This is a genomic window from Micromonospora sp. WMMD729, from assembly GCF_049315225.1.
Classification (GTDB): domain Bacteria; phylum Actinomycetota; class Actinomycetes; order Mycobacteriales; family Micromonosporaceae; genus Micromonospora.
In genome coordinates, this window is record NZ_CP186059.1 from 898,463 (window position 1) to 924,056 (window position 25,594).

Genomic DNA, 25,594 nt, shown 5'->3' on the forward strand with positions numbered 1-25,594 from the left:
CTCCTCCGGCGGCGCACCCGGTGACGTCAGAAGGCGTGAGCTGCGGCGCGGAGAGCAGCGCGAGGATCCCCCGCCTGTCGGATGGGTCCAGTACCGTCTGGAAACCATGGACGCGCGGGGCGGCGACGCCATCATCGGGCGGGATCACCCCGCGGGCCTGCTGCGCGCCGAGCTGGACCGGGCTGCCACCAGCCACGGTGGTCTCGTCCTGGTCACCGGCGAGCCGGGCATCGGCAAGACCACCCTCGTCACCTCGGTGGCGCGGGAAGCCCGCCGACGCGGGGCGCTCGTGCTCGGCGCGGCCTGCTGGGACTCCGACAGCGCCCCCGGCTACTGGCCGTGGGTGCAGGTGCTGCGGGCCCTGCGCCGCTCCGCCGACGACTGGGCGCTCGCCCGCCCGGACGCCGAACCCGCCCTCGCGGCCCTGCTCGGCGAGACCGGCACCGGTGACGTACCCGGCCTCAGCGCCGCCTGGTCGGCCCGCGACGGCCAGGACGTCGCCGACCAGGAGGCGTTCGCCCTGTACGACGCCGTGACCGCCGCACTGGTCGCCGTCTCCGCGCACCGGCCGGTGGTGATCGTCCTCGACGACCTGCACTGGGCCGACCCGGCCTCGCTGCGACTGCTGGGGTTCGCCGCCCAGCACACCTGGTTCGAGCGCCTGTTGCTGATCGGCACGTACCGCGACGCGGAGGTAGAGGCCGCCGACCACCCGTTACGCTCGCTGCTGCTGCCCCTGGCCGCCAAGGCCACCACGATCACCCTGACCGGTCTGGCCCGCGACGAGGTGGCCGCGTTGATGGCGCGTACCGCCGGTCGGGAACCCGCCCCCGACCTGGCGGACGAGGTGCACCGTCGCACCGGCGGCAACCCGTTCTTCGTCGAGGAGACCGCGCGGCTGTGGCACGCCGACGGCACCACCGGCACCATCCCGCCCGGCGTACGGGAAGCGGTGCGGCGGCGGCTCGCCCAGTTGCCCGCCGCGGTGGTCGAGGCGCTGACCGTCGCCGCCGTGCTGGGTCGCGAGTTCCACCGGCAGGTCCTGGCGGCCAGCGCGGCGGTACCGGCGGTGCGGGTCGACCGGCTGCTCGACGACGCGGTGACCGCCCGGCTCGTGGTCGCCCGCGGTGGCGGACGGTTCACCTTCGCCCATGACCTGGTCCGCGAGACCCTGTACGACGGGCTCACCACCGAGGACCGGCAGGCCCGGCACGCCGCGGTGGTGCGGGCCGTGGACCCGCCGACGGCGCTCACCGACCGGCTGATCCCGGCCGACCTGGCCCGCCACGCCTACCTGGCCGGCGCTGCGCTGGACCGGGCCCGCGCCGTCGAGCTGCTGACCGCCGCCGGGCGGGACGCGTTCGCCCGGCTCGCCGCCGACGAGGCAGGGGTGCACTTCCGCCGCGCGTTGGAGATCGTCGAGGACCCCGCGCAGCGGATTCGCCTGCTGGTGGACTTCGGCGAGGTGCAGTACCACCACGCCGGCCGAGCCGACGCCGTACGTCTGCTGGCCGAAGCCGCGACGCTCGCCCGTACGCTCGACGACCCGGTGCCGCTGGCCCGCGTCGCGCTCACCGCGCACCGCGCCCGTCAGGTGGACACCACCCACGCGGTCGACACGACGGACCTGGTCCGGGAGGCGTACCAGCGGTTGATCGGCGAGCCCGCCCCCGCCGCGTCGGCGGGCACCCTGGTGGCGGATCTGATCACCGCGACGGAGACGATCGCCCGTCGGGGTCGCGACGACGAGGCGCTCACCTTCAGCCTGTGGGCCCGCCACGACACCACCTGGGGGCTGGGCACCGCTGCGGCGCGGGCCGCGCTCACCGCCGAGATCCGGGACGTGGCCCGCCGCTCGGGCGACCGGGAGACCGAGCTGTGGGCCACGTCGCTGCGCTGGGTGGCGTTGCTGGAACTGGGCGATCCGCACTTCATGGCGGAGTTCACCACCTTCGTGACCGTGGGTCAGCAGGGGGAGTTGGCTCGTCCCCGGATGGCGGCGGCCGTCGACGGTGGGATCATCGCGGCGTTCCGGGGCGACTTCGCCGAGGCGGACGAGCGGTTCCGGGTCATCGTCGACCTCTCCGACCCGGGGCACGCCGAGTTCGCCTTCATGGGTCAGCACCTGCGCTGGGCCCGGCTGCTGTTGCAGGGGCGCTTCGACGAGATCGACGCGCTGCTGCGCGAGTGGGCCCCGGCCGACTACCCGTACCGGGAGATGCTGTCGGCCATCACGGCGGCCGAGCGTGGCGACGACGAGCAGGCGGTGCGGTTGACCGCCGGCATCGAGGCCGCCGGCATCGGCTATCCGCGTCCGGTCTCGCCGCTGTGGCTGCGCCTGCGCGCCCAGGCCGCCGCCGCCTCCCGCGATCCGCGGCGCTGCGACGACGCGCGGAGCGCGCTCGTCCCGTACCGGGGACAGTGGGCGGTGGGGTTGTTCGGCTGCGACATCGGCGGACCCATCGACCACTGGCTCGCCGTGGTCGACGCCGCGCAGGAGCGGTGGGACGACGCGATCGCCGGGTTCGCCGCGGCCCGTGCCGCCGCCGACCGGATGGGCTCCCGACCCTGGTCGCTCATCGCCCGGGCAGGGCTGGTGAACGCCCTCGCCGGCCGCGACCAACCGGGCGACGCCGCGACGGTGGCGGAGTTGCGCGCCACCACCGTCCGGGAAGCCACCGCCCTCGGCATGCTCCAGGTGCTCCTGCGGCTCGCCGACCCGAGACCAAACCACGTCGAGCCGGGCCACGCCGCCGAGGCGGATCACGCCGTGGACCGGGGCGCAGGTCGCGGGTCGGGTCGTGCCGCCGCAGAGAGCGCTCCTGGTGGGCCCGGCGATGTCGCCTTCGCGGGCACAGTCGTCGGGGAGGGGCAGGTCGTCGGGGGAGGCCAGGCCGTGGGCCGGCGGCAGGTGACGCTGACCGACCCCACAACCGAGGGGTACGCGTTTCGACGCGACGGGCCGGTCTGGCAACTCGCGTACGCGGGTGTGGTGGCGCACCTGCCGGACGCCAAGGGTCTGCACGATCTGCACCTGCTGTTGAGCCGCCCCGGCAGCGACATCCCGGCGGTGGAACTCCTCGATCCGGCCGCCGGGCCGGTGCTGGTGGCCGCCCGCCGGATGGGCGGCGACCCGGTCCTCGACGACGAGGCGAAGGCCCGCTACAGACGGCACCTGACCCGCCTCGACGACGAGATCGACCGGGCCGCCGCACACGGCGACACGGCGAAGGTGAGCGCGCTGGACGCCGAGCGGGACGCGCTGCTCGGTGAGTTGCGCGCCGCGGCGGGGCTGGCCGGCCGCAGTCGACGGCTGGGCGACGAGGCCGAACGCGCCCGCAAGACGGTCACCGCGCGGATCCGCGACACGTTACGCAAGCTCGACGACCGCCATCCCGCGCTCGCCAACCACCTGCGCGATTCGGTCTCCACCGGCACCACCTGCCGCTACGTCCCCCAATCCCGCCCACCCTGGCACCTCTAACCCCCGCCCCCGCCCCCACCCGCGCCCCCACCCCCACCCGCGCCCCGCTCCCATCCTCGCGATCTTGCACTTTCGGTTGTCGACTCGGGTGCTCTCGTGGCTTATGTCGCCACAGAAAGTGCAAGATCGCCGGGTGGTCGCTGCGGGGTCGTGTCGATCATGGAGTTGTGGTGCCCTGTTTGGTGAATTACGGGGTCCTTTGTCGCCCACCACAACTTCATGATCGACGGGGCGGGGCGGGGCGGGGCGTAGGGCGGGGAGCGGGGGCTAGCGGCGGTTGTAGCGGTGCATGGTCAGGGTGCCGAAGATGACGACGAAGCCGGCGCTCCACACCAGGAGCCACATCGTGGCGGACGGGTTCGAGTCACCGGACATCACGGCGCGTACCGCGGCCACCAGCTGCGTCACCGGGTTGACCTTCACGAACGCCTGGAGCCAGCCGGGCATGGTGCTCGGCTCGACGAAGACGTTGCTGAGGAACGTCAGCGGGAACAGCACCATCATGCTGACCCCCATCACCGACTTCTCGCTGCGCAGGATCAGTCCGAAGAACGTCCATACCCAGGAGAACGCGAACGAGAAGACGACCAGCAGCCCGATCCCGGCGGCCACCCCGGCGACCCCGCCGGCGGGCCGGAAGCCGAGCGCCAGCCCGACCCCGAGGATGACCAGGGCGGCGAGGATGTAGCGCAGCACGTCGCCGAAGATCATGCCGACCAGCGCGGCGGGCCGCCAGACGGGCAGCGTGCGGAAGCGGTCGAAGATGCCCTTCTCGATGTCGGTGTTGAGGCCGACCCCGGTGTACATGGTGATCATGACGACGCTCGTCACCATGATGCCGGGCAGGAAGAACTGCAGGTAGTCACGCGGGCTGTCGGCGAGGGCGCCACCGAACAGGTACGTGAACATCAGCACCATGATGATCGGGAACGCGGTCACGTCGAAGAGCTGCTCCGGCACGTGCTTGATCTTCAGCAGGGCCCGCCAGCCGAAGGTGAGCGACGCGCCCAGCGCGCTCGGCCGGTCCGGTCGGGCACCCGGCGCGAGGACGGTCGCCAGCGCGTCCGCGGACGGCACGTACACCGACGGCGCCCGCTCGGTGGTGCCGGCGGTCGTGGTGGTGTCGCTCATCGGGCTGCCTCCAGCTCGTCGTCGCGCTCGTCGGCCGGTACGGCCGGGTGGTCGGTGAGGGCCAGGAAGACCTCGTCCAGGCTGGGCTGGCCGAGGGAGAAGTCGTCCACGACGATGCCGGCGCGGGCCAGGTCGCCGAGCGCGCGTGCCGCCTGAGCGCTGGCGTCCAGGTCGGTGCCGGCCTCGCCGACCCGGGCGGTCAACGCCACCGGATCGGCGGCGAGCTGCACCGGCACGTTCAGCGCCGCCCGGAGCACCTGTTCGGCCTGGGGCCGCTGGCCGGGGTCGCGCAGTCGCAGGTGGACCGTGCCGGAGCCGACCGACGACTTCAGCTCGCCCGGGGTGCCCTCCGCGATCACCCGGCCGTGGTCGACGACCGCGATCCGCCCGGCGAGCTGGTCGGCCTCGTCGAGGTACTGCGTGGTCAGCAGCACGGTCGTGCCGTGGGACACCACCGCGCGGACGATCTCCCACACCTGGTTGCGGCTGCGCGGGTCGAGGCCCGTCGTCGGCTCGTCGAGGAAGAGCAGGTCGGGAGTGTTCAGGATGCTCGCGGCGATGTCGATGCGTCGCCGCATCCCGCCCGAGTACTTCTTCACCTGGCGGTCGCTCGCCTCGGTCAGCCCGAACGCGGCCAGCAGCGCCGCCGCGCGATCGCGGGCCGCCGGCTTGCGCAGGCCCAGCAGGCGGGCCAGCAGCACCAGGTTCTCCGTGCCGGTCAGGTCCTCGTCGACCGAGGCGTACTGGCCGGTGAGGCTGACCCGGCTGCGGACCTTGTCGGCCTCGGTGACCACGTCGTGCCCGAAGACCCGCGCGGTGCCGCCGTCGGGGCGCAGCAGCGTCGCCAGCACCCGGACCGCCGTGGTCTTGCCCGCCCCGTTCGGCCCGAGCAGGCCGTAGACGGTGCCGGCGGGTACCCGCAGATCCATGCCGGCCAGCGCCCGGGTCTCCCCGAAGGCGCGGGTGAGCCCTTCGGCCTCGATGGCCAGGCCGGTGGCGCGTCTGTTCATCATGCATACCTCTCGTCCGATGGCCGGCGACGCCGTGGTCGGTGTGACCAACGACCCCGCCGTCGTACAGGCGCGAGGTGACGACCGCCGCCCGCTAGATCGGAACTAGCGGGCGTCGTTCCGGCAGAAATGTCGGTGGGTTCGGCTTGACTGGGGTCGACGAAGGGGACGGAATGACGCAGGTACGCATCGAGCCGTGGCACGAGGATGATCTCGATCTGCTGCGGCAGCTCAACTCACCGGACACGCGCCGACACACCGGCGGCCCGGAGACCGACGAGCAGGTGCTCGCCCGGCACGACCGGTACGTGCACTCCGCCGAGAGCGGGCCGGGGTGCATGTTCACCGTGGTGCTGCCGGACGGCACGCGGGTGGGCAGCGTCGGCTACTGGCCTCGCGAGTGGCGCGACGAGCCGGTGTACGAGTTGGGCTGGGCGGTGCTGCCCCCGTACCGGGGGCAGGGGCTGGCCACCGTCGCGGTGCGCGCGGCTCTCGACGCGGCGCGCGCCCGACGGGACCGACGCCACGCCCACGCGTACCCGTCCGTCGGCAACCCCGCCTCGAACGCGGTCTGCCGCAAGGCGGGCTTCACCCTGCTGGAGGAGACGGATTTCGAGTATCCGCCCGGGCACCTGATGCGGGTGAACGACTGGCAGCTCGACCTGACCGCCCCGCCGGCCGACGGCTGACGGCGAGGCGGCCGGCGCGGCTCACCAGGTGGTGTCGAGGCGGTGTCGCTGCTCGGCGGTCAACTCCAGTTCCACGGCGGCCAGGCTCTCCTCGAGCTGGGCCACCGAGGAGGCACCCACCAGCGGAATCGACGGCAGGTCGCCGCCCAGCAACCAGGCGAGCACCACCTGGTTCACCGTCGCGCCGGTCTGCCCGGCCACCTCGCGCAGGGCGGCCAGCCGCCGGGGCGCGCTCGGCAGGTCGTACGCGGCGCTGAGCGGCTTGTCCGCCCGGGTGAACGCCCCCTTCAGCAGCGGCGAGTACGCCACCAGGGTCAGTTCCGGCTCGGCGCGCAGGTAGCTGAGCAGGTCACCGCCGACACCGCCCGGCTCGCCGTCCGGGTCCAGCTCGCTGATCAGGTCGGTGCGGCTGGGCAGGTAGCTGCGGTGGTACTGGAGCACCTCGTACCCCGGCAGACCGGCGGCTGCGGCGAGCGCGCGGGCCCGTTCCACCCGCCACGCGCGGTGGTTGCTCGCGCCCAGCAGGCCCACCGTCCCCTCGGCGACCAGTTCGGCGAAGCCTGTCACGGTCTCCGCGAGCGGCACCGTCCGGTCCTCGATGTGCGCGTAGAGCAGGTCCAGCCGTTCCACGCCGAGCCGGTCACGACTGCGCTCGGCCGACTCGCGGATCACCTTCGCCGACAGGCCCTCGGCGTTGTCCAGGTAGCTGGTGCCAGGGGCCAGTGGGCGGGCGCCCAGCTTGGTGGCGATGACAATCTCGGAGCCGATGCCTCGGCTGCGCCGCCACCGTCCGAGCAACTCCTCACTCTGGCCGCCCTGCGAGCCGTCGACCCAGAACGCGTAGTTGTCCGAGGTGTCGATGAAAGTGCCGCCCGCCTCGACGTACCGGTCGAGGATCGCGTACGAGGTGGCCTCGTCGGTGGCGCTGCCGAACAGCATGGCCCCGAGGCTGAGCACGCTGACCTCGCGCCGGGTCGCCGGGTCGGTGCCGATCGTGCGGTACCGCATGGGATCTCCTTCCGGGTGCCCTGCCGGCGGACACCCGAGGACCACCCTCGTACCTGGAGCGCACTCCAGGTCAAGCGCTCGTCTCACCAGGGGAGCACGCCGTACCCGCCACCGGCGTCCATCTGGAAGCCCCAGAGCAGGCCGCTCGGCCCGTCCGCCGGCAGCGTCGCCAGGTGCACGCTCACCTCGGCGCCCTGCTCGGGCGTACGGAAGCCGCTGTTGCCGTTGAAGTCGGTGGCGCAGTAGCCGGGGTTCGCGGCGTTCACCTTGATCGGGGTGTCCCGCAGCTCCTTGGCGTACATGGCGGTGAGCATGTTCAGCGCCGCCTTCGACGACGGGTACGGCACGGAGGTCAGCGCGAACAGCGCGCCGTCCGGGTCGGTCATCACGGCGATCGAGCCGACCTCGCTGGAGACGTTCACGATCCGCGCGGCCGGCGCCCGCCGTAGCAGCGGCAGCAGCGCGTTGGTGACCGCCACCGGGCCGAAGACGTTCGTCTCGTACAGCCAGCGCATCGTCGCCACGGTCGTCTCGCTGGGCAGCCCTCGGGTGCCGTCGGCGAGCACGATGCCGGCGTTGTTGACCAGCACGTCCAGCCGGCCGTACCCGTCCTCCACGAGTTTCGCGGCGGCGGTCACCGACGCGGCGTCGGTGACGTCCAGCGGCACGAACCGAGCGTCCGCGCCGCCGTCGCGCAGCTCCCGTTCCGCCGCGTGACCCCGCTCGGCGTCCCGTGCGCCGAGCAGCACGGTCATGCCGAGGGCGCCGAGCTGTCGGGCGGTGGCGAGGCCGATTCCCTTGTTGGCCCCGGTGATCAGGGCGGTCATGTTCGTCATGCCGACGAGCCTGTACCCGCCGACGGCCGGCGGGGAGAGCCGCCCCGAGGCTGGGACCGGCGGTACCACCCTGGCCGACCCGGTAGGCGGCATGCTGGGAGGCATGACGAGCAGCGGCCTGCGACGTGACGAACTGGCGGCGTTCCTCCGCGCTCGCCGCGCCCGCCTGCGGCCCGCCGAGGTCGGCCTCCCCGACGGGGTACGGCGGCGGACGCCCGGGCTGCGTCGGCAGGAGGTCGCCCAGCTCGCCGGCATGTCGATCGACTACTACATCCGGTTGGAGCAGGGCCGGGGGCCGCACCCGTCCCGGCAGGTGCTCGCCGCGTTGGCCCGGGCGCTGCTGCTGAACCGGGACGAGCGGGAGTACCTGTTCCGGGTCGCCGGGGAGAACCCGCCGTCGGCGGTCGGGCCGAGCCGCGACGTGCCGCCCGGGCTGCGGCACCTGCTCGACGCCATGACCGAGACCCCGGCGTACCTCGTCGACGCCGCGTACCACGTACTGGCCTGGAACCGGCTGGCCACGCACTTCGTGGGGGATCTCGCGGCCGTGCCGCACGCGGAGCGCAACATGATCCGCTGGACCTTCCGGCAGCCGATGTCCGACGCGCACTGGTCCGACGCCGACGCACGCCGGTTCGTGCACACCACGGTCGCGGATCTGCGCGCCGCCTACGGCCGCTACCCGGCCGATCCGGCGATCCGCGAACTGGTCACCGAACTGCTCGGCGCCTCGCCGCGCTTCGCCCAGCTGTGGGCCGAGCACGAGGTCGGGGAGCGTCGTCCCGTGGTGAAGCGGGTGGCTCATCCCGAGCTGGGGCCGTTGGAGTTCGAATGCCGCGTGCTGCTGGTGCCGGAGACCGAGCAACGGTTGATCGTCTACGTCGCCACGCCCGACTCGCCGACCCAGGCGGTGTTCCGCCGACTCGCCGAGCGGGTCGACAGCTGACCCGACCACGAACAGCGCGCTGCCCCGGAGTCACCACTCCGGGGCAGCAATACCCGCAGGTCAGCGAGGTACGTAGGCGAAGGTGTCCGGGTTCGGGCCCTGCCGCCCGGCCTCGCCCTTGTCCAGTCCGGTGATCCGCTCCATCGCCGCGTCGTCCAGCTCGAAGTCGAAGATCCCGGTGTTCTCCTCGATCCGCTTCGGCGTGGTCGACTTCGGGAAGATGATGTCGCCGCGCTGCACGTGCCACCGGAGCACCACCTGCGCCGGAGTGCGGCCCACCTGCTCGGCGATGTCGACCACCGTCGGGTCGTCCAGCACCTTGCCCTGCGCGATCGGCGACCACGCCTCGGTGAGGATGTTGTGCTGCTGTCCGTAGGCGCGAACCTCGTCGTTGGTGAAGTACGGGTGCGCCTCGATCTGGTTGACCGCCGGCACCACGCTCGCCTCGTCGGCCAGCCGCCGCAGGTGCGGCACCTGGAAGTTCGACACGCCGATGGAGCGGGCGCGGCCGTCGCGCTGGAACTCCTCCAGCACCTTCCACGTCGAGACGTAGTCGCCGTCGTACAGGGTCGGCAGCGGCCAGTGGATCAGGAACAGGTCGATGTAGTCCATCTTCAACGCCGACAGCGTCGAGTCGAACGCCTTGCGGGCGTCGTCCGGGCGGTGGAAGCCGTTGTTCAGCTTGCTGGTGATGTACACCGAGCCGCGATCGAGGCCGGACATGCGGACGGCCTCGCCGACCTCGGCCTCGTTGCCGTACATCTCGGCGGTGTCGATGTGCCGGTAGCCCACCTCGAGCGCCGTGGACACCGCCGCCGCGGTGTCCTTCGGCTCGATCTGGAACACCCCGAAGCCGAGCTGCGGAATGGTGGTGCCGTCGTTCAGGCTGATGTCAGGAATCGTGAGTGCCACTGCGGCTCCTTCGCGTCTTCGTTTCCCCGTTATCCATACCCGGGCGGGTGGACGATTCACCGCCCAAAGCGGCGTGACGAGCGCAACGGCGATTCGGTTCACCCGGTCGTGTCGAACAACACCGGCCAGGGCCGTGCCGCCGGCAGCGAGGACGACATCCGTGGCGCGGGCGGCGCCGGCTCGGCGGCGGCCAGCACCTCGGCGGCGAGCTGCCCGACCATCGCCGCCGCCGGGTGCGCCGACCGTTGCGGCCAGGCCGCCGAGGTGCGCTTGGCCAGCGACGCGTCGGCGATCGGTCGCCAGGCGATCCGGGGCTCCCGGCGGGCCAGGGTCGCGGGTTCCACCGCGACCCCGCCGCCGGCCAACACCAACCCGAACAGGAACTCCGGATTGCGCGCCGGACGCACCCGCGCCGGCCGCCACCCGTGCCGCCGACAGACCGCGAGCAGGTGGTCGTGCCAGCCCGGCGCGGTGGCCCGGGGCGCGGCCACCAGGTCCAGGTCGGCGAGCGCGGCGAGCGGCACCTCCCGGCCGCGCGCCAGTGGCGAGGCGCGCGGCAGCAACACCCCCAGCGGTACGTCGACGGGGGCGCCGAGGCGCAGCCCGTCCGCGTCGATCGGATGGTGCACGAGCCCCACGTCCAGGCTCCGCTCGCCGAGCATCCGCACCTGCTCGGCGGTGGTCAGCTCGTGCAGCTCCACGTCCAGGCCGGGCGCTCGGGAGGTGAGCTGGTCCAGCAGCGCCCGCAGCGTCACCGCCGGGGTCTCCGGCGGCACACCGGCGCGCAGGACGCCCAGCTCGCCCGCGCGGACCTGGACCATGAGGTTGCGCAGCCGGCCCTCCCCGGCGAGCAGTTCCTCGGCCTCGGCGAGCAGCAGACCGCCGGCGGTGGTGAGCCGCACCTGACGGCGGGAACGGTCGAACAGCTCGACGGCCAGCTCCCGTTCCAGCCGTTGGATCGACTGGCTCAACGGCGGCTGGGCCATGCCGAGACGGTCGGCCGCCCGTCCGAAGTGCAGCTCGTGGGCGACCACCACGAAGTGCCGCAGATGTCGGAGCAGGTCCACGGCCGGACCCTACGCCAGCGGCCGCGCACCGCCACTGGATACCGTGCCGGCGTGGACATGGGGGAGCGGATCGAGGCCATCTTCGCGGACGCCGGGGTGACCGGCAGCCTGCACGTCGTCGATCTGGACGCGGCGGGTCCTGAGGTCGGGCTGCGGGCCGACGAGCAGGTGGTGATCGCGTCGATCTTCAAGATCCTGCTGGTGCTGGAGTTCGCCCGGCAGGTCGACGCGGGTCAACTCGACCCGACCGAACGCGTCCTGGTCGCCGCCGACGACCGGCTCGGCGGGTGGGGCCTGGCCGGCTGCGCCGACGACGCCGAGGTGTCGTTACGGGACCTCGCGTACTTCGCCATGTCGGTCAGCGACAACACCGCCGCCGACCTGCTGCTGCGCCGGGTCGGCCCGGATCTGCTGCCGATGCTCGCCGCCGAGCTGGGCCTCACCCGTACCCGCGTGCTCGGCGGCCCACGGGAGCTGGTCGAGATGATGCTCGCCGACGTGGGGGCGCGTACCGAGGCGGAGTTCGCCCGGATCTTCCCGACCCTGCCGGCGGACGAGGTCCGGGCCATGCGGGTCTTCGACCCGCAGCGCACCACGTCCAGTACGGCGCGGGACATCACCCGGCTGCTCACCCTGATCTGGCGGGACGAGGCCGGGTCGGCGTCGGCGTGCGCGATGGTCCGCGCCTGGATGGCCCGGCAGCTCTTCTGGACCCGCCTGGCCGCCGGTTTCCCGCCCGCCGTGCGGGTGTCCGGCAAGACCGGCAGCCTGCCCGGACTGCACCTGGAGGCCGGAGTCGCCGAGTACCCCGACGGCGGCCGGTACGGGATCGCCGTCTTCGCCCGCGCGGACGACCTCGCCCCGCGCCGGATCGACGTGGACCTGGCCGTCGGGCGGGCCGCCCGCACCGCCGTGGAGGCGCTGCGCGGCGACTGACTTTTCCGGGATGTTCAGCGCTGAGTCACCCGTGCTGAGCAGGCCCGATATGCGGTGACGTATCGGTGGTGCGGGCGTTCGATCTTGGACCTGACGGTGGTGGCGCTGGTTGGCTCGTCGCCGACCGATCAATCGAACACGGGGAGCAGATCCACATGCCCAACCTCGACCGCCGTCGCTTCCTGCGCGACGCCGCAGCCACCACCGCACTGGTCTCCGCCGGTGGACTCGCCGCCACCTCGACCACCCCGGCCCAGGCCGCGCCCCCGGCCGCCGCACCCGCACCGTCCACCCGTGGCAAGGGGGCGGTCAGCTTCCGCTGGTGGGGTACGGCCGGCTGGCGCATCGACATCGCCGACCGGACCATCCTGGTCGACCCGTTCCTCAGCCGGATCGACACCGGCCTGTTCACGGGCCCGTTCAACACGGCCACCCGGTTGACCGTGCGGACCGACGTCATCGATCCGCGCGTCGAGAAGGCCACCACGGTGCTGGTCACGCACACGCACTGGGACCACTTCATGGACGTGCCGTACATCGCCGGCCGTACCGGCGCGCGGGTCTTCGGCACGCTCACCGCGTACCACCTGGGGCTCGCGTACGGGGTGCCGTCGACGCAGCTCAGCGCCGTGAAGGGCGGTGAGGTGCTGGACTTCGGCGACCACACGATCGAGGTGGTCGGCTCGCTGCACAGCCGTAACCCGTCGTACTCGGTGGCCTTTCCCGGGGTGCGGGTCAGCCAGCCGGCGCGGCCGGCGACCATCGCGGACCTGCCCGAGGGCGACACGCTCGGCTACCTGCTGCGCGTCGAGCGCGGCCCGTCGGTCTACTTCACCGGTGCCAGCGACGTCGCCGAGCGCAATCTCACCGGCCTCGCGCCCGACGTGGCGATGGTGGCCATGCAGAACGCCACCACCACCGGCGACTACCTGCCTCGACTGCTGGCCGGGCTGGACTATCCGAAGGTCGTCGTGCCGGTGCACTGGGACAACTTCGAGACCGAGTTGCGCAACCCGCCGGTCGTCGCGCCCGCCGACCGTGACCGGCTCGACGACATGATCGCGGCGGTACGTCGGATCTCGCCGCGCAGCCGGGTGCTGGTCCCCGAGTACGAGACCGCGTACCACTTCTGACCGGTCCCGGGCGGGCGTCCGCGTCCGCCCGGTCAGCCGGCGGCCAGCTCCGCCAGGGCGCGCACCGACTTCCAGTTGCGGGTGGTGCCCACCACGCCGAGCTGCTTCTCCAGGTACGCGTTGGTGAACTTCGTCCGCCCGTAGCCGCCGTCGGGGAAGTGCAGGAAGACCTCGCGGCCGGTCACCGTGAACGCCACGTTCTCGCCACCGGGCACGGTGAGCGCGTCGACCGCCGACTTCTTCGGGGCGGTCGCGAGGAAGGCCACCAGCAGCCGTTTCGGGTCGTCGTCGATCTCGGCGTACGGGTTCCCGCCCGCCACCGCCGCCAGCTCCCGGCCGCTGCGCACCAGCACCGGCACGGTGAGCCCCAGCTCGTCGGTGAGCGCCCGCTCGATGCCGGCGGCGAGCTTCTCCGCGTCCCGTACGGAGCTGCCGAAGGCCACGTTGCCGCTCTGCAGGTACGTCGTGACGTCGTCGTGGCCGAGGTCGGTGACGATCCGGCGCAGGTCGGCCATCGCGAGGCGGGTGCTGCCGACGTTGACCCCGCGCAGCAGGGCGACGTACCGGGTCATGGCTCCTCCTGGATGTTCGGCGGACCGGCTCAGCGTATGCCGCCCGGCCCGACCAGGCCCGTCTCGTACGCGACGATGACGAGTTGCGCCCGGTCGCGCACCGCCAGCTTCGTCAACAGCCGCCCGACGTGGGTCTTGACCGTGGCGGGGCTGAGGTTGAGGTGGCCGGCCAGTTCCGCGTTCGACAGGCCCCGGCCGATCAGCGTGAGCACCTCGCGTTCCCGCTCGGTCACCCCGTCGAGTTGTCGGGGCAGCGGCCGGCTCGGCTCCGGTCGTCGGGCGAACTCGTCGATCAGTCGGCGGGTCACCGTCGGCGCGAGCAGCCCGTCACCGGCGGCGACCACCCTGATGCCGGTCAACAGGTCGGCCGGCGGGGTGTCCTTGAGCAGGAAGCCGCTGGCCCCGGCGCGCAGCGCCCCGTAGACGTACTCGTCCAGGTCGAACGTGGTCAGGATGATGACCCGGGTGCCGGCCGTGGCCGGGTCGGCGCAGATCCGTCGGGTCGCTTCGATGCCGTCCATCTCCGGCATCCGGACGTCCATCAGCACGACGTCCGGCCGGTGCTGGCCGGTCAACGTGACGGCCTCGACCCCGTTGCCCGCCTCGGCAACGGTCGTGCAGTCTCCGCTGAGGTCCACCAGCAACCGGAAGCTGCCGCGCAGCAGCGCCTGGTCGTCGGCGATCAGCACCCGGATCACGCCGCCACCCGGTAGGGGAGACGGGCCGTCACCGTGAAGCCACCCGTCGAGCCGGGGCCGGCCCGCAACTCGCCGCCGTGCAGCGCCACCCGCTCCCGCATGCCGATCAGTCCATGTCCGTGGCCGTTTGTCGACACCGGTCGCCGGCCGTCGTCGGTCACCTCCACCCGCACCTCGGTCGGCAGAACCGTCACCGTCGCTCGACAGGCGGCCGGGGCGGCGTGCTTCACCACGTTCGTCACGGCCTCCTGCACGATCCGGTAGACGGCGAGACCCACCGACTCCGGCACCGCGCCGACCGGCTCCTCCCGCCGTACGTCGAGCCGTACGTCGACACCGCCGATCGCCGCCTGCTCGGCGAGCACCGGCAGCTCGTCCAGCCCCGGCGTCGGGCCGTACGGGGCACCCTCGCGCAGGACGCCGAGGACCCGACGTACGTCGGTCAACGCGCCACGGCCGGTCTCCTCGATGACCCGCAGGGCGGCGCCCGCCTCCCGGGGGTCGGCCTCGGCGACGTGGTTGGCGACTGCGGCCTTCACCACGATGAGGCTGAGCGTGTGGGCCACCACGTCGTGCAGCTCCCGGGCCACCCGCAGGCGCTCCTCGGTGGCCGCCTGGCGGACCAGGTGATCGCTCTGCCGAGCGGCCAGGGCACGCCGCTCCCGGACCAGCCAGCCGATCAGCCAGGCCGGCGCGACCATGACGAGGGCGTAGGCGACCGCCCCGGTACGCGACCAGAGGTCGCCGGCGGTCAGCACCAGCGCGACGCTGACCAGGGCGAGGCAACAACCGGCGGCGAGCATCGACCGGCGCGTGGTCGCCGACACGGCCACCGTGTAGAAGGACAGGCCGATGGCGAGGGCCGGCGCGGCAGCGGCGAAGTTGGGAATCACGCCGGTGATCAGGGCGACGGTGGCGACCGCGCTGATCACGGCGGCGACGGTGATCGGCCAGCGTCGACGGACGGCCAGCGGCAGCCCGAGTGCCATCCCCACCAGCACGGACACCCAGAGCGGTTCGCGTACGCCACCGTGCAGCGGCGACTCGAGCGCCGCGTACGGGCAGAGCAGCCCGCCGACCGCCAGGGCCAGGACGGCGTCCAGGGCGTACAGGTCCCTCGGTCGCAGCCGCCGGGACACCAGGTGCGCGATCACCCTCCGAACGCTATCGGCCGGCCGCGGCGGGCGCGTCCACCCGTGGGCCGTCATCCTCGGGTACGACATCCGGCCGCCGGACGGGCCCCGGCTCCGCCCACCGGCGGGCCCGAAAGTGTCGGCGCTGGCACGACGCGCGACGCCCGCCGGAGCCGGCACCGTGACGGTCATGACCACAGACACGGTGACCCTGACCGGGTTACGCGCGGTGTACGGCGCTTCCGGCCGACGGCCGGTGACGGCGCTGGACGGCGTGACGACCAGCTTCGCGAGCGGCACGTTCACAGCGGTGATGGGACCCTCCGGCTCGGGAAAGTCCACCCTGCTGCACTGCGCGGCGGGGCTGGACAGTCCGACCGAGGGTGTCGTCACCATCGCCGGCGTCCGCCTGAACGACCTCGGAGAGGACGAGCTGACCCGACTGCGGCGGGACCGGATCGGCTTCGTGTTCCAGGCGTTCAACCTGGTGTCCACGCTGACCGCCGCGCAGAACGTCGAGTTGCCGGCACGCCTCGCCGGTCGCCGTCCACCGGCCCGGGACGTCGCCGCCGCGCTCGACGCCGTCGGCCTCGCCGACCGGGCCGGGCACCGGCCGAGCGAGCTGTCCGGTGGCGAGCAGCAGCGCGTCGCCGTGGCGCGGGCCCTGCTCACCCGTCCGGCGGTGCTCTTCGCCGACGAACCCACCGGGGCGCTCGACAGCGCGGCGTCCCGGCAGGTGCTGCGGCTGCTGCGCGCGCTTGTCGACGACCACGGGCAGACCGTGGTGCTGGTGACCCACGATCCCACCGCCGCCGCGTACGCCGACCGGGTCCTGCTGCTCGCCGACGGGCGCGTGGTCGACGAGATGACCGATGGGATCACCGCCGCCGCGGTCGCGGCCCGGATCGCCGAGCGGGAGACCGCCGGGGAGCTGTCGTGTTGAGCATCCGGCGCTCGGCCAGCGCGTTCGTGGCCGTCGCCATCGGGGTCGCGTTGGTCGCGGCGGCCACCCTGCTGCTCGCCTCCGGGCGTCCCCAGGTGCCGGACCGCCTGGCGCGGGCGGCCGTGGTGGTACAGAGCCCGGAGGCGGGCGCCGCCGCCGACTCGTTCGTGCCCACCCGCCCCTGGTCCACGGCCGTGGCGGCGACTCTCGTCACCCGGCTGGCCGCCCTGCCGGGCGTGACGGCGGCGGTACCGGACCGGACCTTCTACGCCCAGCCGCTCGTCGACGGCCGTCCCCCGGCGGTCGACAGCCGCCGCGAGGACGCCCACCAGGGGCACGGCTGGTCCAGCGCCCAGCTCGGCGGGCTGCGTCCTGCGACCGGCGAGCCACCCCGGAACGCCGACGAGGTGGTCCTCGACCGGGCGCTCGGGCTGCGGACCGGCGCGCCGGTCACCGTGCTCACCGCCTCGGGACCGCGGCCGTACACCGTGAGCGGTCTGGTCGACGCGCCCGGCGTCCACGTCGCGGACGAGGTCGCGGCCGAGCTGGCCCCCGGCGTCCGGGCGATCGGTCTGCTGCTCTCGTCCGACGCCGATCCGGAGGAGGTCGCCGTGGCGGCCCGGGGCGTCGTCGGCGGCGACGGGCGCGTGTTGACCGGCGACGAGCGCGGCGCGCTGGAGCCTCGCGGTGACGCCCGCAGTCGGTGGATCGGCATGCAGGTGCTCACCGCGACCGCGGTCCTCGCCGGCTTCGTCACCGTGTTCGTGGTCGCCTCCACGTTCGCGTTCAGCGTCGGGCAGCGCCGCCGCGAACTCGGCCTGCTGCGCGCGGTGGGCGCCACCGGACGCCAGGTCCGACGCATGGTCTACGCGGAGGCTCTCGTCGTCGGGTCGGCGGGCGGAGTCGTCGGTCTGCTCGTCGGTGCGGCGCTCGCCCCGGTGGTGGCCGGTCTGCTGGTCGACGCCGGTCTGGAGCCGGCGACCTACGCGGTGCGCTACCACCTCTGGCCGGTCGCGGTCTCGCTCGTCGCCGGGCCGGCGATCGCGCTGCTGGCCGTCTGGTCGGCGTCCCGCCGGGCGGCCCGGGTCCGCCCGTTGGAGGCGTTGCGCGAGGCAGCGGGGGAGCAGCGGCCGATCGGGCGGGCGCGGGCCGTCAGCGGGGCGCTGCTCGTGACGACGGGAGTCGCGCTCAGCATCGGCACCGCGACCGCCGACCAGGCCCGGATCGCCGCGCAGTACGCCCTGTACGCGGTGATGGCCCTGGTGGCCGGCGCCACCGTGCTCGCGCCGGTGGTGGTCGGACCGGTCGTACGGCTCCTGCGCTCCCCGGTGCGGCTGCGCGGGGGCGCCATCGGGATGCTGGTCCGGGGCGCCGCGTTGACCGCCACCCGACGGACCGCCGCCATCGCCGCGCCGGTGCTGCTCACGGTCGCGTTCGCGGTGCTGGTGTCCGGGATGGTGCGGACCACCAGCGCCGCGTACGCGGCAGGTCGGGCGGACAACGTGAACGCCGGCTGGATCGTGCTGCCCGACTCGGGGCCCGGCCTGTCGGACGCGGCGGTCGCCGAGACCGGCGGCACCGCCCTCCTGCCGACCACCGTCTACCGCACCGACCCCGGGGCGGCGTTGCCGGCGAACCGTCCACTCACCGCGCTCGGGGTGGACCCGGCGGGCTTCGCCGCCGCGAACAGAGTGCTCACCGTCGTCGCCGGCTCGCTGGACGACCTGCGGGGCGACGACACGGTGGCGGTCACCGCCGCGACGAACCTGCGCCCGTCCGCGCCGTACGAGGTGGTCTTCGCCGACGGGACGACGGTGTCGTTGCGCGTCGTCGCCGTGGTCACCGACGACTCGCTCCCCGGTGACCTGCTGCTGCCCCGGGCGGTGGTGCGGACGCACGACCCCTCGGCCCTGACGTCCACGGTGTACGTCCGGGACCGGATCGCACCGCCCGTCGGCGCGCGGGTCGTCGACGTGGCCACCTGGGCGGCCGAGGCGGACGCCGCCGAGGACCGCCTGGTCTGGCTGTTCACGGTGCTGCTGATCGGGGTGTCCGCCGGGTACGGGGCGATCGCGGTCGCCAACACGTTGGTGCTGGCCGCCGCCGGTCGGGCCGCGGACCTGCGGCTGATCCGACTGGCCGGGGCCACCCGACGGCAGGTCGTCTGGCTCGTCACGGCGGAATCAGCGTTGGTGGTGTTGATCGGCGCGCTGCTCGGTGGCGCGGTCGCGTTCGTCGGCCTGCTCGGCATCCGGGCCGGCCTCGCCGAGCAGGTCGGGGCCCCGGTCGACCTGGTGGTGCCGTGGACGGTCGTCGGCGCGGTGGTGGGGCTGTGCCTGCTGCTGGCCGTGCTCGCCAGCGTCCTGCCGACGTGGCGGTCACTGCGGCGCGGCCCAGGCCGGTCTCCGCTCGGCGTGGTCGCATGACCGGGCCCTGGATCGGTCTCGCGACCCGGCTACTCCGCGACCGGGAGCACGACCTCGTTGCGGCGCAGGAACCACGGTTTCCACGGTGGGTCGAAGCGCGCGTACCGGATCGCCCCGGCGGGTTGCAGCCCGGCGGCGGTCACCGCGCGGCCGAGCATGGTGGCCCGCTGGCCGAACGCCCGCTCCGTCCACCGGCCGGAGAACCGCATCGCCGCCGCCAGTTCGGCCGCGACCTCGTGGATCCGCACCCGGGCGTCCACCGGCTCGGGCACCGTCGCGGCGGTGAGGGTGGCCGGCAGGACGAACTGGATCAGGTACGCGCCCGGCCGCTCACCCTCGACCTGGACGACCGGCAATGTCATCGGGATCTTCGTCGCGCCGTCAGCCGTCGACGTCTCCCGCACCGCCGAGCCGACCGGCTGCCGGGCCCGGTTGGCGCCCCCGACGTACGCGGCCAGCGGTCGGAACGCCTCCATCGGCGCCCGGGTGAACGACGCCTGGACCCGCATCTCGGCCACCAGGTGGGCCGGATAGCGGCGCAGCTCGAAGCCGGGGTGTCGGGACACCGTCCGGTACGGCTGCTGCTCGGTCATCGCGCGCTCCCAGGATCTCCTGGGACTGACGCTACCGCCCCTCGGGCTCCCGCTCGGCCGAAGTCGGCCGTCCCGCCCGGGGAGCGACGGTCCGCCAGTACTGGCGGCGACCCTCGTCGCGCAGCACCACGCCGAGCCGGCCGAGTTCCCGGCGCAACTCCCGCACGTCGTCGCGGCGGTCCCGTTCGAGTGCCCGCTCACGGGCACGCAGCAGCGCGTCCGCGCCGGCCGGCAGGCCGGGCAGGTCGGGCACCCACAGCCGGTACGCCGAGCGGTGCGGGTCCTCGTCCGTCCAGGCCCAGCCGTGCGCGCGGAACGCCGCCGCCAGTCGGGTCGCCGGCAGGTCGGTCGACTCCCGGACGAGTTCCGCGCCGTCGGCGTCGAGCAGCACCAGGTGCTTGTCGGCCAGGAAGGCGACCCGGGTGTCGGCTCGTGCGACGGTGCGGACCTGGTCGGCGCGGCGCAGCCGGACCTGCGTGGAGTCCACGGTGACGATCAGCCGTTCGGCGGTGCCGACCCCGGCGACGACCAGGCCGCCCAGGACGCCCACGGCCACCGCGCCGAGGGTCGCCTGCGGCTCCGGCAGCCGGTCCAACCACCTGACGAGGTCGCCGAACGGCACCCAGGACAACCGGGTCAGCCACCCCGTCGACGCGGCGACGAGCCAGCCCGCCCCCGCGCCGAGCAGCGGGAAGCCACCCCAGAGGACCACCAGTTCCAGCGGGCCGCCGCTGACGGTGGTGCGGGGACGGTAGCCGGCGGTGTCCATGGTCAGGACACCTCGCGGCGCAGCGTACGGACCAGTCCGGCGGCCAGCGGAAGGACCATCCAGACCAGCAGGGACACCGCCAGCCGTCCCCACTGTTCGCCGGTGAGCGCATCGTTGCCGAACAGCGGCTCCATGGTCCGGCTGGTGTCCAGCCACTCGGCCGGACCGCGCAGGGGCCGGACCATCCCGCCGAGCACCGACCAGAGGGTCGGCAGCAGCAGGTAGCCGACGATCGCCAGTGGTGGGTTGAGCAGCAGCAGGCCGAAGGCGGCACCCATCAGCACTCCGGTCACCTGGACGAGCGCCCCGTTCAGGATCAGCGTCGCGTCGACCTGCCAGGTGCCCGCACCGCCCGTGGCCGGTGCGACGAGCGTCCCGACGGCCGCGACGGCCACGGTGACCAGCAGGGAGGCGAGCGCCGCCAGCACCACCGCGAGCAGCTTCGCGGTCACCACCCGCTCCCGGCGGGGCACCAGCGCGTACGTGGTGAGGGCCGTGCGTTGGGACCACTCGCTGGTGATCGACAGGATGCCCAGCACCGGCAGCAGCACGTTGACGGGCAGCAGCGAGGTGACGAAGAACGTGAAGAAGGTCTGCTCGGCGTCCTCCGCGTAGATCAGCAGAAGGGTGACGACCGCGACGACGATCAGACCGATGCTGATCAGCATCCAGCGGCCGGCCCGGGTGTCGACGAGCTTGCGCAGCTCGACGGCGGTGAGTCGGAGCAGCGACGGTCGGCGTACCCCGGATTGGCGCCGGGGGGCGACGGTGTCGGCGGCGGGTGCGGTGGCGGTGGTCATCGGACGGCCTCCCGGGTGGATTCGCCGGCGGTCAGGGTGAGGAAGAGCTGTTCCAGGCCGCCGCTGCCGGCCGCGCGCAGCTCGGCCAGCGCGACGCCGGCGTCGGCCGCGGCCTGGCCGACGGTCTCGGCGTCGGCCTGCACGAGCAGGCCGTCGGCGCTGTCGGCGGCGGTCAGGCGAGCCGCGTCCAACGCGCGGCGCAACGCCGCGTCGTCCCGGGCCCGCACCACCGTGCCGCCACCGGCCAGCAACTCGTCCTTGCCGCCCTGGGCCACGATCCGGCCACCCCCGATCACCACCAGCCGGTCCGCGACCGCCTCCACCTCGCGCAGCAGGTGAGAGGAGAGCAGCACCGTGCCGCCCCGGTCGGCGAAGTCGCGCAGCAGCCCGCGCATCCAGAAGATCCCCTCCGGGTCCAGGCCGTTCGCCGGCTCGTCGAGGATCAACACCCGGGGATCACCGAGCAGCGCCTGCGCCAGGCCGAGCCGCTGGCGCATGCCCAGCGAGTACGCCCGTACCCGACGCTTCGCGGCCACCGCGTTCAACCCGACCAGGTCGAGCTTCGCGGCGACCTCGCGCTTGTCCAGACCCATGGTGTACGCGGACAGCGTCAACGCCTCGCGGCCCGTGCGACCCGCGTGCTGGGCGGAGGCGTCCAGCAGCACCCCGACCTCCCGCCCCGGGTTGGGCAGCTCCCGGTAGAGGTGCCCGGCGACGGTGGCGCGACCGGCGGTCGGTGTGGTCAGCCCGCAGATCATGCGCATGGTGGTCGACTTGCCGGCGCCGTTGGGCCCGAGGAAGCCGGTGACGGTGCCCGGCTCGCACTGGAACGACACGTCGTCCACCGCCGGGTGCGGCCCGTACCGTTTGGTGAGGTTCTCCACGGTGATCATGCGGTCGAGCCTGCCGCCGCCGCCCGGCCATCCGCTGCGGCCGCCGGTCGGTGTCGCGTCGACCTTGGTCGACGCTCGGGTCGAGACTTTGGTAGCTGGTTGTCGGCGCCTGTTGCTGCCTAGCATGGGCGCGTGACCAGCATCGCCGTCCCCGAGCACCCCTGGCTGCTGCCGGGGGAGCTGGTGGTGCCGGCGGAGCCGGAGCGCCCCCGTCCGCGGCGCACCACCCGCGACTGGGTGGTGGACAGCCTGGCGTTCCTGATCAGCCTGCTCTGGGTCCTGTTCGCCACCGCCGACGGCCTTTCGCCCACTCCGGAGGCGGCCGTCCCGCTTCCGCACGACTGGATGGTGGGTGCCGACGCTCTGATCGGGCTGGTCTGTTGCGGTCTGCTCTGGGTCCGGCGGCGCTGGCCGCTCGGGCTGGCGGTGGCCACCCTGCCGTTGAGCATGTTCTCGATGGCCGCCGCGATCCCGCTGTTGATCGTGTACTTCACCGTGGTGGTGCACCGCCGGACGGCCGTCGCGGTGGCGGTCACCGGTGTCGGCCTGGTCACCAACCTGGTCTTCAGCTGGGCGCGTCCCGATCCGGCCATGCCGTACTGGCTCACCGTGTCCTGGGGCGCGGTGATCACGCTCGCGGTACTCGCCTGGGGGATGTTCGTGCGGGCCCGGCGACAGTTGATCGTCTCGTTGCGCGAACGCGCCGAGCGGGCCGAGGCCGAGCAGCAGTTGCGGGTCGCCCAGGCCCGCCACCTCGAACGCACCCGCATCGCCCGGGAGATGCACGACGTGCTGGCCCACCGGATCTCCCTGCTCAGCCTGCACGCGGGCGCGCTGGAGTTCCGCCCGGACGCGCCCGCCGAGGAGGTGGCCCGCGCCGCCGGGGTGATCCGGGGCAGCGCCCACGCCGCCCTGCAGGACCTGCGGGCGGTCATCGGGGTGCTCCGGGCCGAGGGCGACGACTCCGGCGACGCGCCCGAACCGCCGCAGCCCACCCTCGCCGACCTGCCGGCCCTGATCGACGAGTCGCGGACGGCCGGTGTGCGGGTCAACGTCAGCGACAGTGTGGCCCGGTCGGAGGAGGTGCCGGCGGCGCTGGGCCGGGCCGCCTACCGGATCGTCCAGGAGGGGTTGACCAACGCCCGCAAGCACGCGGCCGGTGCGGCCGTCACCGTGGACGTGACGGGTGGTCCGGGCACCGGGCTGACCGTGGCGATCGCCAACCGGTGGCCGGTCGGCGTCCCGGCCGGCGGCACGCTCCCGGGCGCGGGCACCGGTCTGGTGGGCATCAGCGAACGGGTCACCCTGGCCGGCGGTCGACTCGCCTACGGTCGGGACGACACCGGCGACTTCCGGCTGGCGGCCTGGCTGCCGTGGCCGGCGTGACCAGTCCCGGCGGCGGGTCGGAGCCGGTGCGGGTGCTGATCGTGGACGACGACGCGCTGGTCCGGGCGGGGCTCTCGATGATCCTCGGCGGTTTGCCGGACCTGCTGGTGGTGGGCGAGGCGGCCGACGGCGGCGAGGTGCCCGCGGCGGTCGCCGCGTACGCCCCGGACGTGGTGCTGATGGACATCCGGATGCCCCGGGTGGACGGGCTGGCCGCCACCGAGGCGCTGCGCGGGCAACCGGACCCGCCCGAGGTGCTGGTGCTGACCACCTTCGACGCCGACGAGCAGGTGCTGCGGGCGTTGCGCGCCGGCGCGGCCGGTTTCCTGCTCAAGGACACCCCGCCGGCCGACATCGTGCACGCCGTACGCCGGGTCGCCGCGGGCGAGGCGATGCTCTCCCCGACGGTGACCCGCACGTTAATCAACCACGTGACCGCCGCCACCCCGGGCCCGTCCGGTCCCGACCCGCGACGCGAACGGGCGCTGCGCCTGCTCGCCGCGCTGAGCGAGCGGGAACGGCAGGTCGCCATCGCGCTGGGTCGGGGCCGCACCAATGCGGAGATCGCGGGGGAGCTGTTCATGAGCGTGGCGACGGTGAAGGCGTACGTCTCCCGGCTGCTGAGCCGACTCGACCTCAACAACCGGGTCCAGGTCGCCCTGCTCGTGCACGACGCCGACCTCGTCTGAGCATCGTCCGCCCACTGTCATTGATACACTCGTTTTTGAGGGTTCCAAAAATGGCAGCATCAAGGATGGTTGCATGGACGGCTTCGTGGGACGAGAGCGTGAGCTGGCCCTGCTCGACGGGATACTCGCTCGCGTAACTGGTGGTGGCCGGGCTGGTCGCCCCGGTCGCGCCCTGCTCATGCGTGGCCGCCGGCGGGTGGGCAAGTCCCGGCTCGTGGAGGAGTTCGTTGAGCGGGCGGAGGTCCCGCACCTGTTCTTCACCGCCTCCGCGCAGCCGACCGTCGCCGCCGATCTCGCCCTCTTCGTAGAAGCGGCGGCCGCCTCCACGTTGCCCGGCGCACACCTGTTGAGCGAGCAGCAGCCACGGACCTGGGATGCCGCGCTCACCCTGCTCGCCGCCGCGCTGCCGACCGATCGGCCGAGCGTCGTCGTCCTGGACGAGATGCCGTACCTCATCGCGAGCGATCCGGGCTTCGAGGGCACGCTGCAGAAGATCTTCGATCGCGAGCTGTCCCGACGGCCGGTCCTGCTGATCTGCGTCGGCTCGGACCTGGCCATGATGGAAGCCCTGAACGACTATGGCCGGCCGTTCCACCAACGGGCCACCGAGATGGTCATCCCTCCGCTGAGCCCGGCCGACGTCCGCGACATGCTCGGCCTGTCCGCCGCCGACGCGTTCGACGCCTACCTGGTGTCGGGCGGTCTGCCGCTGATTCTCGACGAGTGGCCGACCGGTGCGTCGGTGCACGAGTATCTGACCGACGCGGTACGCGATCCGACCTCAGCCCTGCTGGTCAGCGGCGAACGCGCGCTCGCGGCGGAGTTCCCGCCCCAGTCCCAGGCGGGTCTGGTGCTGCGGGCCATCGGCTCCGGTGAGCGGACCTTCACGCTGATCTCCCGGGCTGCGGGGGATCTACCGCAGGCGTCCCTGAACCGCGCGCTGGGTCTGCTGACCCAGAAGCGTGCTGTGGAGGTCGCTGTTCCGCTGTCGACCAAGCCGTCACGAGAGACGAGGTACGCGGTAGCTGATCCGTACCTGCGCTTCTGGCTGTCGTTCCTGGGGCCGCACCTTGCCGAGATCGAGCGGGGGCGAGGGGACCTGACCCTGGCACGAATCCTGCGATCGTGGGCGTCCTGGCGGGGTCGGGCGGTCGAACCCGTCATCCGCGAGACGCTGCGCCGGCTGCCCGGAGATGTGCTGCCGGCGGAGGCGGCGGTGATCGGGGGCTACTGGACGCGTACGAACGATCCGGAGATCGACATTGTTGGCGCGGACCGGGGGCCTGTCGCCGGGCGCATCTGCTTCGTCGGCTCCGTGAAGTGGCAGGAGAACCGTCCCTTCGACGCCCACGACCTGGGCCGACTGCTTCTCCACCGGTCCCGGCTGCCCGGAGCGGACGAATCGGTGCCGACCGTCGTCGTGTCGCGTAGCGGCACCGCCGTCGACGGGATCCAGGTGCTGTCGCCGGAGGATCTGCTTACCGCGTACCGGAATTGAACCTTCGTCCGACTCCGGCCGTACCACTGCCCGAGGATGTCG

The 25,594-nt window shown here is 73.3% G+C and carries 23 protein-coding genes; 10 read left to right on the forward strand and 13 right to left on the reverse strand.

Annotated elements, in window-relative coordinates:
- The first annotated feature begins 106 nt into the window (after window positions 1-106).
- A complete protein-coding gene (locus ACN263_RS04200) occupies window positions 107-3,484 on the forward strand; it encodes an ATP-binding protein (RefSeq protein ID WP_422738502.1) in 3,378 nt (1,125 codons plus the stop codon).
- A gap of 267 nt (window positions 3,485-3,751) precedes the next feature.
- On the opposite strand, the gene ACN263_RS04205 is transcribed toward ACN263_RS04200, so the two are convergent.
- Window positions 3,752-4,615, reverse strand: coding sequence for an ABC transporter permease (locus tag ACN263_RS04205; protein ID WP_422738503.1), 864 nt, complete (start codon window positions 4,613-4,615; stop codon window positions 3,752-3,754).
- Window positions 4,612-5,625: an ATP-binding cassette domain-containing protein gene (locus ACN263_RS04210; protein ID WP_422740590.1), complete on the reverse strand. Its 1,014-nt coding sequence runs from the start codon at window positions 5,623-5,625 to the stop codon at window positions 4,612-4,614. Before ACN263_RS04210 ends, ACN263_RS04205 begins: the two co-directional genes overlap by 4 nt.
- 173 nt (window positions 5,626-5,798) lie before the next feature.
- Here ACN263_RS04210 and ACN263_RS04215 point away from each other — a divergent pair, with 173 nt between their 5' ends.
- On the forward strand, window positions 5,799-6,314 hold the full coding sequence (locus ACN263_RS04215) for a GNAT family N-acetyltransferase (protein ID WP_422738504.1): 516 nt from the start codon (window positions 5,799-5,801) through the stop codon (window positions 6,312-6,314).
- Window positions 6,315-6,335: 21 nt separating this feature from the next.
- On the opposite strand, the gene ACN263_RS04220 is transcribed toward ACN263_RS04215, so the two are convergent.
- Together ACN263_RS04220 and ACN263_RS04225 are read right to left on the reverse strand one after the other, a co-directional pair.
- Window positions 6,336-7,322, reverse strand: a complete 987-nt coding sequence (locus ACN263_RS04220; protein WP_422738505.1) for an aldo/keto reductase — start codon at window positions 7,320-7,322, stop codon at window positions 6,336-6,338.
- Window positions 7,323-7,405: 83 nt separating this feature from the next.
- Window positions 7,406-8,158, reverse strand: coding sequence for an SDR family oxidoreductase (locus tag ACN263_RS04225; protein WP_422738506.1), 753 nt, complete (start codon window positions 8,156-8,158; stop codon window positions 7,406-7,408).
- A gap of 103 nt (window positions 8,159-8,261) precedes the next feature.
- Between ACN263_RS04225 and ACN263_RS04230 the strand changes: the two genes are divergently transcribed.
- Window positions 8,262-9,104 (forward strand): helix-turn-helix transcriptional regulator, encoded by an 843-nt coding sequence (locus tag ACN263_RS04230; RefSeq protein WP_422738507.1) that lies wholly within the window; start codon window positions 8,262-8,264, stop codon window positions 9,102-9,104.
- A 60-nt stretch (window positions 9,105-9,164) separates the two neighbouring features.
- On the opposite strand, the gene ACN263_RS04235 is transcribed toward ACN263_RS04230, so the two are convergent.
- Together ACN263_RS04235 and ACN263_RS04240 are read right to left on the reverse strand one after the other, a co-directional pair.
- Window positions 9,165-10,016, reverse strand: coding sequence for an aldo/keto reductase (locus tag ACN263_RS04235; RefSeq protein ID WP_422738508.1), 852 nt, complete (start codon window positions 10,014-10,016; stop codon window positions 9,165-9,167).
- Window positions 10,017-10,114: 98 nt separating this feature from the next.
- Window positions 10,115-11,083: a LysR family transcriptional regulator gene (locus tag ACN263_RS04240; RefSeq protein ID WP_422738509.1), complete on the reverse strand. Its 969-nt coding sequence runs from the start codon at window positions 11,081-11,083 to the stop codon at window positions 10,115-10,117.
- A 57-nt stretch (window positions 11,084-11,140) separates the two neighbouring features.
- Between ACN263_RS04240 and ACN263_RS04245 the strand changes: the two genes are divergently transcribed.
- Window positions 11,141-12,019 carry a serine hydrolase gene (locus tag ACN263_RS04245; RefSeq protein ID WP_422740591.1) on the forward strand — a complete coding sequence of 293 codons (879 nt, stop codon included), beginning with the start codon at window positions 11,141-11,143 and terminating at the stop codon, window positions 12,017-12,019.
- A gap of 155 nt (window positions 12,020-12,174) precedes the next feature.
- A complete protein-coding gene (locus ACN263_RS04250; protein WP_422738510.1) occupies window positions 12,175-13,152 on the forward strand; it encodes an MBL fold metallo-hydrolase in 978 nt (325 codons plus the stop codon).
- Window positions 13,153-13,184: 32 nt separating this feature from the next.
- Here the strand turns inward: ACN263_RS04250 and ACN263_RS04255 are convergent, their stop codons facing one another.
- Genes ACN263_RS04255 through ACN263_RS04265 form a run of 3 tightly spaced genes read right to left on the reverse strand, consistent with a single transcriptional unit; the run spans window position 13,185 to window position 15,576 of the window.
- On the reverse strand, window positions 13,185-13,724 hold the full coding sequence (locus tag ACN263_RS04255) for a DUF1697 domain-containing protein (RefSeq protein WP_422738511.1): 540 nt from the start codon (window positions 13,722-13,724) through the stop codon (window positions 13,185-13,187).
- Between the two features lie 29 nt (window positions 13,725-13,753).
- Window positions 13,754-14,422 carry a response regulator gene (locus ACN263_RS04260; RefSeq protein WP_422738512.1) on the reverse strand — a complete coding sequence of 223 codons (669 nt, stop codon included), beginning with the start codon at window positions 14,420-14,422 and terminating at the stop codon, window positions 13,754-13,756.
- Window positions 14,419-15,576 (reverse strand): sensor histidine kinase, encoded by a 1,158-nt coding sequence (locus ACN263_RS04265; protein WP_422738513.1) that lies wholly within the window; start codon window positions 15,574-15,576, stop codon window positions 14,419-14,421. Before ACN263_RS04265 ends, ACN263_RS04260 begins: the two co-directional genes overlap by 4 nt.
- A gap of 169 nt (window positions 15,577-15,745) precedes the next feature.
- Between ACN263_RS04265 and ACN263_RS04270 the strand changes: the two genes are divergently transcribed.
- On the forward strand, window positions 15,746-16,498 hold the full coding sequence (locus ACN263_RS04270) for an ABC transporter ATP-binding protein (RefSeq protein WP_422738515.1): 753 nt from the start codon (window positions 15,746-15,748) through the stop codon (window positions 16,496-16,498).
- Window positions 16,492-18,924 carry an FtsX-like permease family protein gene (locus ACN263_RS04275; RefSeq protein WP_422738516.1) on the forward strand — a complete coding sequence of 811 codons (2,433 nt, stop codon included), beginning with the start codon at window positions 16,492-16,494 and terminating at the stop codon, window positions 18,922-18,924. Before ACN263_RS04270 ends, ACN263_RS04275 begins: the two co-directional genes overlap by 7 nt.
- 29 nt (window positions 18,925-18,953) lie before the next feature.
- On the opposite strand, the gene ACN263_RS04280 is transcribed toward ACN263_RS04275, so the two are convergent.
- From ACN263_RS04280 to ACN263_RS04295, 4 genes are read right to left on the reverse strand one after another with little or no spacing between them, the layout of a single operon-like run.
- Window positions 18,954-19,517 (reverse strand): SOUL family heme-binding protein, encoded by a 564-nt coding sequence (locus ACN263_RS04280; RefSeq protein WP_422738517.1) that lies wholly within the window; start codon window positions 19,515-19,517, stop codon window positions 18,954-18,956.
- A gap of 31 nt (window positions 19,518-19,548) precedes the next feature.
- On the reverse strand, window positions 19,549-20,286 hold the full coding sequence (locus ACN263_RS04285; RefSeq protein ID WP_422738518.1) for a YqeB family protein: 738 nt from the start codon (window positions 20,284-20,286) through the stop codon (window positions 19,549-19,551).
- A gap of 2 nt (window positions 20,287-20,288) precedes the next feature.
- Entirely contained in the window at window positions 20,289-21,086 is a 798-nt protein-coding gene (locus ACN263_RS04290) for an ABC transporter permease (protein ID WP_422738519.1), read from the reverse strand.
- Window positions 21,083-21,979 carry an ABC transporter ATP-binding protein gene (locus ACN263_RS04295; protein ID WP_422738520.1) on the reverse strand — a complete coding sequence of 299 codons (897 nt, stop codon included), beginning with the start codon at window positions 21,977-21,979 and terminating at the stop codon, window positions 21,083-21,085. The genes ACN263_RS04290 and ACN263_RS04295 overlap by 4 nt, the downstream gene beginning before the upstream one ends.
- A gap of 132 nt (window positions 21,980-22,111) precedes the next feature.
- Between ACN263_RS04295 and ACN263_RS04300 the strand changes: the two genes are divergently transcribed.
- From ACN263_RS04300 to ACN263_RS04310, 3 genes are all read left to right on the forward strand, one after another.
- Window positions 22,112-23,365: a sensor histidine kinase gene (locus ACN263_RS04300; RefSeq protein WP_422738521.1), complete on the forward strand. Its 1,254-nt coding sequence runs from the start codon at window positions 22,112-22,114 to the stop codon at window positions 23,363-23,365.
- Window positions 23,344-24,054: a response regulator gene (locus tag ACN263_RS04305; protein WP_422740592.1), complete on the forward strand. Its 711-nt coding sequence runs from the start codon at window positions 23,344-23,346 to the stop codon at window positions 24,052-24,054. Before ACN263_RS04300 ends, ACN263_RS04305 begins: the two co-directional genes overlap by 22 nt.
- 73 nt (window positions 24,055-24,127) lie before the next feature.
- Window positions 24,128-25,552 carry an ATP-binding protein gene (locus ACN263_RS04310; protein WP_422738522.1) on the forward strand — a complete coding sequence of 475 codons (1,425 nt, stop codon included), beginning with the start codon at window positions 24,128-24,130 and terminating at the stop codon, window positions 25,550-25,552.
- Window positions 25,553-25,594 lie beyond the last annotated feature (42 nt).